The following is an 8,786-nucleotide window of genomic DNA, read 5'->3' as shown; positions in this document are numbered from 1 at the left end:
GCGAAGAAGGGCTTCGACCCGGTTCTGGGCGCCCGGCCGCTGCGCCGCACGATCCAGCGCGAGCTGGAGGACACCCTCTCCGAGCAGATTCTCTTCAACGAGCTGCGCCCCGGCCAGATCGTCGTCGTGGACTGCGAGGGCGACCCGGCCAACGTGGAGAAGTCCAAGCTGGTCTTCCGCGGTGCCGAGAAGGCGGGTGCGGTGCCCGACGCGGTGCCGGCCGACCTCGGCGCGACCACCAGCGAGGAATGATCCACCGGCGGGTCTGACCCGCCACCAGCACGAAGGCGACGGCCCGGCTGCCACGGCAGCCGGGCCGTCGCGCGTCATACCTGAGTACTACGTGAAGGTGAGCACTGCGGAGTGACGCCCGCGACCCGGGCCGATTCATAGATTGCGATCCATGACGACGACGATCGCCGGGACTGGCCGCATCCTCCAGCCCGTTCTCTACTCCTGCGGGCTCGCGCTGGTGAGCGCGGCGAGTCTGGGCCTCGCGCTGGCCGGGCGGCAGGGCGCCGCCGTCCAGCTCGCGAACGGGTGGCAGAGCCGCCTCGGCGCTCCGGCCGCGCTGCCCGCCCGATTCGGCCCGGCCGCCGCGAACGCCGCGGCCGGGCTGCTGCTCGGGATTCTGGCGCTGATCCCGCTCGGGTTCCAGGCCCTCTTCGTGGCGCGGGGCGTCCTCTACGGATGGGTCGACCGCGGGCCGTACGACAACGCCTGGGGCGGGCCCGGCCGGGGCGGCGCCTGGGCGGTCCACTTCCTGGTCGGCGTGCCGATGGCGGCCGCCGGCATCGCCGGGCTGGTGGGGATCGCTGCGCTGCACCGGCGCTGGACGGCCCGGATGTCCGGCGAGCCCGGCGGCGCCTGGCTGCTGCCGGTCATCCTGCTGGTGACGGCGGCCGAGGTGGCGTTCTTCATCGCCTGGCTGCACCAGATCTGAGCCGTTAATGCGTGGCCGCGACGTCCCGGAACCCCGACCATGGGCGGATGCATGAGATCCGGGCGGTCTACGACGAGCGGACCATCACCGTCTACCAGGCATACTCGCCGGCGATCGCGGAACCGGCGCTGCGGGCCGGAACGTTCGTGCCGCCGTTCAAACGCGAGCGGATGACCTGGATCAAGCCGTCGTTCCTGTGGATGATGTACCGCTGCGGCTGGGCGGCCAAGGAGGGTCAGGAGCGGGTGCTGGCCGTCTCGATCACCCGGGAGGGCTTCGAGTGGGCGCTCGCCAACGCCATGCTCAGCCACTACCAGCCCGGGGCGTACGCCGGCCGGGCGGACTGGCAGCGGGCGCTCAAACGGTCGCCGGTCCGCGTGCAGTGGGACCCGGAGCGGGACGTGCGGTTGCGGGAGCTGCCGTACCGGTCGCTGCAGGTGGGGATCGGCGGCTCGGCGGTGGACCGGTACGTCGACGAGTGGATCACCGGGATCACCGACGTGACCGGCCTGGCGCGGCAGATCCGGGCCAGGCTCGACGACGGGGACGACGATGGGGCGACGGCGCTCCTGCCGCGGGAGCGGGTGTATCCGTTGCCCGCGACGATCGGGGCGCCGCTCGGCGCCTGACGTTTCTGGCGGTGGGACGACGTTTCGGTCCGGGTGGGACGGCGCTTGTCGTTGCCGCGGGGGCGGTGCCGGGGCGGGACTCTTCCGGGGGTGGTGGGGACGGTGAACCGTCGTACAACTCAGAGGGTTTGAATCTCGCCTTTCGGAGCGTCACCGGCCAGCACGAACTCCTCGGAGCCGAAGGACTCCACCAGACCGTCCTCGACGAGACCGCTCAGTGCGCGGGCGCGCTGCACCTCGTCTGTCCAGACCAGGTCCAGGCGCTGGCGGGGAACCGGCCCGGTGGCGTGCCGCAGCACCTCCAGCAGCAGGCCGCGGACCTGACGGTCGGTGCCGGCGTACCGTTGCGGTTTGCGGCTCGGCCCTTCCGGCAGCGGCTCGCCGGTGAGCCGCCAGGCGCAGACCGTGTGGAACGGGCAGACCGCGCACTTCGGCGAGCGGGCGGTGCAGACGATCGCGCCGAGCTCCATGAACGCGATGCTGGCCCGGGCCGCGCGAGCCGGCTCCTCGGGCAGCAGCTCCTCCATCGCCACCAGGTCGGCCGCGGTGGTGGCCGGGCCCGCGTCGGGCTTGCCCTCGACGACCCGGGAGACGACCCGGCGCACGTTGGTGTCGACGACCGGGTGCCGCTGACCGTACGCGAAGGTCGCCACCGCCCGTCCCGTGTACGTGCCCACCCCGGGCAGGGCGAGCAGCTGGTCGAGATCGTCGGGCACCCGCCCGCCGTGCCGCTCGACGATCGCGAGCGCGCAGGCGTGCAGCCGCATCGCCCGTCTGGGGTATCCGAGACGCCCCCACATCCGGATCGCCTCGGACTGCGGGTCGGCGGCGAGCGCGGCGGGCGTGGGCCAGCGGGTCATCCACGAGCGCCAGGCCGGCTCGACCCGGACGACGGGTGTCTGCTGCAGCATCACCTCGCTGACCAGGACACCCCACGGGGTGGTTTCCGGCTGCCGCCACGGCAGGTCGCGGGCGTTGGTGTCGTACCAGGTGATTGCTTCGTCGGCGAGAGTCATAGCGGCACTCACTGTATTCCGGTGCACGAGACCGCCGTCACCGTCATCGGCCCGCGTCGGCGCCTCGGCCGCCGCAGTATGAGATCGATCACTGCGCGGCACAACGTTCCTCGATCGGGTGGCGGGTGTGCACGCGATCCCGGCGCGCAAGGTCTATCTCTAACGAACGATCCAGGAGTTGGTGTCGGATGTCCGGCGCGTCGCGCGCAATGGTGAAGGGCGTCCGGGTTTACGGTGGGCCACATCATGCGTGCGACGGTTGGTTCCCTCCCCTCCGCGGTCTACTGGCGGCGGCGTGCGGTTGTGCTCGGCGCTCTGTTGCTGGTCATCATCGCGCTGTTCGTGGCGTGCACCCACGGCGACGACAAGAACGCGAACACCAAGAACGCGTCGTCGTCGCTCCCGACGCCGGCGCCCGACTCCACGTCCGCGGCCGCGGCCTCGCCGAGCGCTTCCGCGGCGCCGGACAACAACGAGCTGCTCGACACGGCGCCGCCCGGCGGTCAGGCCAACCCGGACCCGGTGCAGTCGCAGGGCGCCGACGGTGACGGCCTGCTGCCGCCGCCGCCCAACGCCTCCGCCAACGGGGCCAACCCCAACACCAACGTCAACGGCCAGCAGGGCACTGCCTGCACGGACGCCGAGATCTCGGTGACGCCGGTGCCGGGCGCGACCTCGATGAAGCGCGGCGCGACCCTGGCGATCACCCTGCAGATCAAGAACATCGGCTCGCGTACGTGTACCCGGGACGTTGGCGCCGACCCGCAAGAGCTCTACATCGATCAGGGCGCGCAGAAGTACTGGTCGTCCGACAAGTGCAGCACCACGAAGGGCAGCGACGTGCAGACGTTCAAGCCCGGTGACCAGCGGACGTTCAACATCACCTGGAACGGCCGCCAGTCCACGGCGTGCAACGGCTCGGCGGCGTCCGGCCCGGCCCCGAACGCGGGGCAGTACGAACTGCGCGGCCGGCTGGACACGATCAAGAGCAACCCGGTCATCCTGACCATCTCCTGAGGTTGGTCGCGGCACTCGAGCTCTACCTGGACACCGATGCCACGCGGCGGGTCCGGACACTGTGGCGTGCCCTCGAGGAGGAGGGCATCCCCACGCTCGGTTCGCTGCACCACAAGCACCGCCCGCACGTGTCGCTGGCGGCAGCCCGGACCATCGACCCGGACGCCGCCGCGAAAGCCCTCGACGGTGTTCCCGACGGGCGCGGCCTGTCCCTGCGGATGGACTTCGCCGGCCAGTTCGTCGGGCGCGTCCTGTGGCTCGGGGTGACCATGACGCCCGAGTTGATGGACCACCACAGGCTGGTCCACGAACGGCTGTCAGCGGGCGGCGTGGAGGTCTGGGAGCACTATCGGCCGGGGCTGTGGGTGCCGCACTGCACCATCTCGATGCGGGTGCCGAACCCGGTGATGGCCCCGGCGATCCGGCGCTGCCTGGAGATTCTGCCACTGGCCGCGACAGTCACCGGCGCGGCGATCACCGACCATGCGAACGACATCGCCCATCCGCTCTGACCGCGAAACGCGGCCCGGGCTGGTGTGGGCCGTTGTTTGGAGGCGGCCGTTACGACCGTGGGTGCCAGCTGCGTGGCGTGGGCTGGTGCTGGGGGTTGTTACGGGCCGCTGTTACGACCGTGAGTGCCAGCCGCGCGGCCTCGGCTGGTGTTCAGGGCTGTATCAGGCTGTTCGACCGGACCCTGAGCGCCAGCCGCGCGCGGTCAGACGTAGCGCTCCAGGATCGACGCCTCGGCCAGCCGGGACAGCCCCTCCCGCACGCCACGCGCCCGGGCATCCCCGACCCCCTCGACGGCCTGCAGATCCTCCACCGTCGCCCCGAGCAGCCGCTGCAGGCTGCCGAAGTGGTCCACCAGCCGGTCTACGATCTGGGCCGGCAGCCGTGGCACCTTGGCCAGCAGCCGGAACCCGCGCGGCGACACCGCTGCGTCCAGCGCGTCGGAAGCGCCCGCATAGCCGATCGCCTTGGCGACCGCGACCAGATCGATCATCTCGGTGGCGGTCAGCAGATCCAGCTCGACCAGCGCCTCGTCGAGCGTGCGCGCCTTGCGGCCGGAGGGCAGGTAGTCGCGGATCACCAGGGTGCGGTCCGAGTCGACGCCGGCCATCAGCTCGTCGAGCTGCAGGGCGAGGAGCCGGCCGTCGGTGCCGAGCTCCACCACGTAACCCGAGATCTCGTCGGCGATCCGGCGGACCATCTCCAGCCGCTGCACCACGGAGACGGCGTCGCGGACGGTCACCAGATCCTCGATCTCCAGCGCGGAGAGCGTGCCGGAGACCTCGTCCAGCCGGAGCTTGTAACGCTCCAGGGTGGCCAGTGCCTGATTGGCCCGGGACAGGATGGCCGCCGAGTCGTCGAGCACGTGGCGCTGACCGTTCACATACAGCCCGATGATGTGCATCGACTGGCTCACCGAGATCACCGGGAAGCCGGACTGCTTGGCGACCCGCTCGGCGGTGCGGTGCCGGGTGCCGGACTCCTCCGACGGGATGGACGGGTCGGGCATCAGGTGCACGGCGGCCCGGACGATGCGCGTGCCGTCACTGGAGAGCACCACGGCGCCGTCCATCTTGCACAGCTCACGCAGGCGGGTCGCGGAGAACTCCACGTCGAGCGGGAAGCCGCCGGTGCAGATCGTCTCGACGACAGAGTCGTAGCCCAGGACGATCAGCGCGCCGGTGCGGCCCCGGAGAATGCGCTCCAGACCGTCGCGCAGGGCGGTGCCGGGCGCCATCAGGGCGAGATTGGCCCGGATCGGATCGCTGGCGCCCCCGGTGAGGCCGACGCCGGTCAACGGGGGCACCGCGCGGTGGCCCGCACCGTTGACGCCGGGGCGCGGCGTTGAACTGGCGGCGGACTTGGAACCATCGCGGTCGAGCGGCACCGGTACAGTCTACGAACTGCGAAACAGGGCAACGAGCCATGGCTCGATGAATGCTCCGTAGCGTGATGATTCGTCACTCTGGGTCACCCCTTGTTGTGCTCGGCCGAGGCCCGCGCGGCGCTCTGCAACGCCGACCGCAGGTCGCCGACCTCGATCACCTCCATGCCCTTGGGCGCGACGCCCTCGCCGGTATTCGTGCTGCCCGGCGGGACGAGCGCCACCTTGAAACCGAGCCGCGCAGCCTCGGCCAGCCGCCGGCCGATCGCACTCACCCGGCGGATCTCCCCGGTCAGGCCGACCTCGCCGATCGCCATCAGGGTCGGCGCCATCGCCAGGTCCAGCCCGCCGGAGGCGACCGACAGCGCCATCGCCAGGTCGGCCGACGGCTCGGTCAGCCGGATGCCGCCCACCGTGGCCGCGAAGACCTCGCGATTGTAGAGCTTCAACTGCTTGGTGCGCCGCTCGAGCACCGCCAGCACCATCGCCAGCCGGGCGCTGTCGAGGCCGGACACCGTGCGCCGCGGTGACCCCTGCACCTCGGCGCCGATCAGCGCCTGCACCTCGGTGACCAGTGCCCGCCGGCCCTCCATCGCGACCGTCACGCACGTGCCCGGTACCGGCTCCTGATAGCGGGTGAGGAACAGGCCGGACGGGTCGGGCAGGCTGGTGATGCCGCCCTCGTGCATCTCGAAACAGCCCACCTCGTCGGCCGCGCCGAACCTGTTCTTCACGCCGCGGACCAGGCGCAACGACGAGTGCTTGTCACCCTCGAAGTGCAGCACCACGTCGACCAGGTGCTCCAGCACACGCGGGCCGGCAACCTGCCCGTCCTTGGTGACGTGACCCACCAGGACGGTGGCGATGCCGCGCTCCTTGGCGATCGAGACCAGCGCCGCGGTCACCGCGCGGACCTGCGTGACGCCGCCGGGCACGCCCTCGGTGCCGGGAGCCGAGACGGTCTGCACCGAGTCGAGCACGAGCAGACCGGGCCGGACCGCGTCGAGGTGACCGATGATCGTGCCCAGATCATTCTCGGCGGCCAGGAAGAGACGCTCGTGCAGGGCGCCGAGCCGCTCGGCCCGCAGCCGGACCTGGCTCACCGACTCCTCACCGCTGACCACCAGCGACGGCGTGCCGGCGCCGGCCGCCCACTGCTGGGCCACGTCGAGCAGCAGCGTCGACTTGCCCACGCCCGGCTCGCCGGCGAGCAGCACCACGGCGCCGGGGACCAGGCCGCCGCCGAGCACCCGGTCGAGCTCGCTGACACCGGACGGGACGGCACGCGCGGGCGCGGCGCTGATCTGCGAGATCGGCTTGGCCGGCTCGGACGGCATGCGCGAGCTGACCACCCGGCCGGAGACCCCGACGGTGACCGTGGACTCGATGATCGAGCCCCACTCGCCGCACTCCGGGCAGCGGCCCAGCCACTTCGGCGGCTGGTGACCACACGCGTCACACACGTAGGCCGGCCGGGCCGCCTTGGAACTCGTCCGAGAGGTCGTCACCCGGCCAAGTTAGCCGCCGGGTACGACAACGTCATTCTTCGGTGTGCTCGCCCTGCAGGCCCGGCGCGCGGGAAGCGGGGCTCAGCGGGATCGCGACCGGCGCCTGGATCGTCAGATCCGGCGCGCCGTTGCTGAAGCGGAAGACGAGGTTCACACTCTGGCCCGGCATCAGGTCGTCGCTCAGGCCGACCGCCTGGAGCTTCTTCACGTCGGTCGGCTTGAAGGACGCCGAACCGAGGGCCTTGATGGTGATCTGCGCCGCGGTGACCGTGGGGCCGGCCTCGGCGGACGGGGCCGACGGGCCCGGCGAGGGGCTGCCCGAGGTGCCCGGCAGAGCGCCGGACGGCTTGACGGACGGGCTCGCCGCCGACGCCGGCGCCGAGGAGGAGCTCGTGCTGGGCGACGCGGCGCCTGCGGCGGCGAAGCCGACCTGGGCCGCGGAGACGACCTGCGGCCGCTCCAGCGGCACGCTGGCGATCGAGATCGTGACGTCTTTCTCGGACTGGTTGAAGAGGCTCAGCTGCAGCGGAGCGCTCTCGCCCTTCTCATAGCCCTCGACGCCGTTGTACGCCACCTGGGCGTCGCGCACTGACACGCTGCCGTCGGCGGAGTTCGCGTTGACGCCGGCGATCGGCGTGTCCAGCATGGCGGTCTCGGCAACCTGACCGGCCGAGCAACCGGCCAGCGCGATGACACCGACGGTGGCGACACCCGCGACCAGGGCGGCGCGACGGGTTCCCAGCGAGCGCATCACGATCCTCCAAATAGCGACACCAAGGTGTGAGATCAGCCTAGTGGGCGGCAAACGGCCGTGTGCGCCGACCCATCCATCCGGCCGGAGTGGATCACACCACGGGCCCGCTGAAGATCAGCAGCAGGACGTCGATCAGCGCGACAGCCATCACCGCACGGAACAGCGCGACCGGTCTGCCGCGGGCGCGGCGGGACGCGTACCAGCCGATCGGCAGCACCACGACGGCGGCCGCGCCGGCCGCCCAGCCGGACCACGACGGCGCTCCGGGCGGCCCCAGGACCAGCGTGGCAGTCGCGCTCAGCAGCAGCGTCGCGGCCGCCAGCCGGGAACCCGCCGCGCCGATCCGATGCGGCAGCCCGCGCACCCCGGTCGCCGCGTCGTCCGCCAGATCGGGCAGCACATTCGCGAAGTGGGCACCCGCGCCGAGCAGCGCCGCGGCCGCGACCAGCCAGAACGGCGGCATGGGACGACCCGGCAGGGCGACCACCACGAATGCCGGAAGCAGCCCGAACGCCAGCAGGTAAGGCACCACGGAGAATGCCGTCGACTTCAGTGGCCAGTCGTAGAGCAGGCCGAAGATCGCGGCCACGGCGATGGTCGCGGCGGCTGTCGCGCCCAGCGGAAGTGCCGCGAGAGGTGCGGCAACGGCCGCGATCAAACCCGAGATTCCCACGGTACGGCGGGAGACCGCACCGCTGGCGACCGGTTTGTCCCGCCGGCCGGCCCGCAGGTCCCGCTCGGCGTCGAGCCAGTCGTTGACCCAGCCGACCGCGAGCTGGCTCGCCCCGACCGCCAGGAACACGCAGAGCAGCCGCCACCCGCGATGGCCGGCGCCGAACGCGAGCAGCGTCATCACCACGGTGACGGCGGCGCCCGGCTCCGGATGGGAGGAACGCAGCAGCGCCAGCGCACGGGACATGTCGAGCAGTCTGCGGTGCATGAGGCCACGCTGCCAGACGAGGACAGCGGGACGGGCGTCGTCCACAGAGGCGGTTGTCCACAGGCGAACCGGCCGCCGGCGGTGT

10 protein-coding genes are annotated in these 8,786 nt (G+C 71.7%); 5 read left to right on the top strand and 5 right to left on the bottom strand.

All coding sequences use genetic code 11. The features are described 5' to 3' along the window. The 3 genes from Acy02nite_RS22440 to Acy02nite_RS22430 all read left to right on the top strand — a co-directional run. The coding region (locus Acy02nite_RS22440) for a ClpB D2-like domain containing protein (protein ID WP_498063717.1) at positions 1 to 252 on the top strand (252 nt) is incomplete at its 5' end. Positions 253 to 403: 151 nt separating this feature from the next. Then, on the top strand, positions 404 to 943 hold the full coding sequence (locus Acy02nite_RS22435) for a hypothetical protein (RefSeq protein ID WP_203743581.1): 540 nt from the start codon (positions 404 to 406) through the stop codon (positions 941 to 943). 47 nt (positions 944 to 990) lie between these two features. Continuing rightward, complete coding sequence (locus Acy02nite_RS22430) at positions 991 to 1,572, top strand: DUF4291 domain-containing protein (protein ID WP_203743579.1); 582 nt, start codon at positions 991 to 993, stop codon at positions 1,570 to 1,572. A gap of 119 nt (positions 1,573 to 1,691) precedes the next feature. On the opposite strand, the gene Acy02nite_RS22425 is transcribed toward Acy02nite_RS22430, so the two are convergent. After that, positions 1,692 to 2,588: an iron-sulfur binding domain-containing protein gene (locus tag Acy02nite_RS22425; RefSeq protein WP_203743577.1), complete on the bottom strand. Its 897-nt coding sequence runs from the start codon at positions 2,586 to 2,588 to the stop codon at positions 1,692 to 1,694. Between the two features lie 246 nt (positions 2,589 to 2,834). Here Acy02nite_RS22425 and Acy02nite_RS22420 point away from each other — a divergent pair, with 246 nt between their 5' ends. Together Acy02nite_RS22420 and Acy02nite_RS22415 are read left to right on the top strand one after the other, a co-directional pair. Beyond that, on the top strand, positions 2,835 to 3,605 hold the full coding sequence (locus Acy02nite_RS22420; RefSeq protein WP_203743576.1) for an adhesin: 771 nt from the start codon (positions 2,835 to 2,837) through the stop codon (positions 3,603 to 3,605). Positions 3,606 to 3,607: 2 nt separating this feature from the next. Further along, entirely contained in the window at positions 3,608 to 4,117 is a 510-nt protein-coding gene (locus Acy02nite_RS22415) for a 2'-5' RNA ligase family protein (protein ID WP_203743574.1), read from the top strand. A 203-nt stretch (positions 4,118 to 4,320) separates the two neighbouring features. On the opposite strand, the gene disA is transcribed toward Acy02nite_RS22415, so the two are convergent. The 4 genes from disA to Acy02nite_RS22395 form a co-directional block, all read right to left on the bottom strand. After that, positions 4,321 to 5,421 (bottom strand): DNA integrity scanning diadenylate cyclase DisA, encoded by a 1,101-nt coding sequence (disA, locus tag Acy02nite_RS22410; RefSeq protein ID WP_425548255.1) that lies wholly within the window; start codon positions 5,419 to 5,421, stop codon positions 4,321 to 4,323. A 164-nt stretch (positions 5,422 to 5,585) separates the two neighbouring features. Next, a complete protein-coding gene (radA, locus tag Acy02nite_RS22405; RefSeq protein ID WP_203743570.1) occupies positions 5,586 to 7,007 on the bottom strand; it encodes a DNA repair protein RadA in 1,422 nt (473 codons plus the stop codon). A gap of 31 nt (positions 7,008 to 7,038) precedes the next feature. Next, positions 7,039 to 7,758 (bottom strand): hypothetical protein, encoded by a 720-nt coding sequence (locus Acy02nite_RS22400; RefSeq protein ID WP_203743568.1) that lies wholly within the window; start codon positions 7,756 to 7,758, stop codon positions 7,039 to 7,041. Positions 7,759 to 7,852: 94 nt separating this feature from the next. Then, positions 7,853 to 8,701: a UbiA family prenyltransferase gene (locus Acy02nite_RS22395; protein WP_239175098.1), complete on the bottom strand. Its 849-nt coding sequence runs from the start codon at positions 8,699 to 8,701 to the stop codon at positions 7,853 to 7,855. Positions 8,702 to 8,786: the final 85 nt, after the last annotated feature.

The organism is Actinoplanes cyaneus, from assembly GCF_016862095.1.
Classification (GTDB): domain Bacteria; phylum Actinomycetota; class Actinomycetes; order Mycobacteriales; family Micromonosporaceae; genus Actinoplanes; species Actinoplanes cyaneus.
The sequence above is the reverse complement of the archived record's forward strand: the minus strand, read 5'-3'. Positions and strand labels throughout refer to the sequence as shown.